The organism is Frankia sp. Hr75.2, from assembly GCF_949319125.1.
Lineage (GTDB): Bacteria > Actinomycetota > Actinomycetes > Frankiales > Frankiaceae > Parafrankia > Parafrankia soli.
This window is the reverse complement of record NZ_CASGGV010000191.1, coordinates 1-880: the sequence shown is the minus strand read 5'-3', so window position 1 is coordinate 880 and position 880 is coordinate 1. Positions and strand designations below refer to the sequence as shown.

Here is an 880-nt window from a genome sequence, read left to right as displayed (position 1 = left end):
CTAAGAGCGTGTCTCAGGTGGGGTGTGGGAGTTTCTTCCAGCAGGTGATCGCGGCGGCCAGGCAGAGGAATCCGAGGAAGTTACGGCCGTTGCGTTCGTAGCGGACGGTCAGCCGGCGGTAGCCGTCAAGCCACGCGATCGTTCGTTCGATCTTCCACCTGTGCCGGCCGAGACGTTCGGTGCTCTCCACCCCGCACCGGGCGATACGTACCGCGATACGACGCCTACGCAGGAAACGACGCAGCTCCGGCTGGTCGTAGGCCTTGTCTGCCCGCAGCTTGTCCGGCCGGCGCCGCCGTGGCCCACGCCGGGAACGGATCGCCGGGATACTCGCGACCAGCGGGATGAGGACCTGGCTGTCATGCAGGTTCGCCGTCGAGACCGCCACGACCAGCGGCAACCCGGCCCCGTCGGTCAGAACATGCAGCTTCGAACCCGCTTTGCCACGATCGACCGGGTTCGGACCGGTCAGAGATCCCCCCTTTTCGCCCGCAGGCTGGCCGCGTCCACGATCACCGACGACCAGTCGACCTGCCCGGCCCCGCCGTGGGCGTCGAGGACCGCCCGGTGCAGCCGGGACCAGACCCCCGCCTGGGTCCAGGTCTGGAACCGGCGGTGCGCCGTGGGTACCGACACCCCGAACTCGGCGGGCAGATGCCGCCAGGCGCACCCCGCCGTCAGCACGTAGACCACCGCCGTGAACACCGCCCGATCCTCGATCGGCGCGGTCCCACCACCCTGGTGGCGGGTCTCGAACCGGGGCAGCAGCGGTTCCACCAGCTCCCACAGATCGTCCGGGACCAGCCGCAGGGCGAGGCTGCTCTCCATCACATCCATGATCAGATATGTACCCGCAGCCGCCACACAAGACACGCTCTAA

Annotated in this window: 1 protein-coding gene; it reads right to left on the bottom strand. The window is 68.4% G+C overall.

All coding sequences use genetic code 11. The annotated features are described in order from the left end of the window. Nucleotides 1-13 precede the first annotated feature (13 nt). Nucleotides 14-828 (bottom strand): IS5 family transposase gene (locus AC559T_RS14555; protein WP_498869057.1). Its coding sequence is split into 2 segments (ribosomal slippage): nt 14-478 and nt 481-828, totalling 813 coding nucleotides; the frame shifts between segments, so codons are not numbered across the junction. Nucleotides 829-880: the final 52 nt, after the last annotated feature.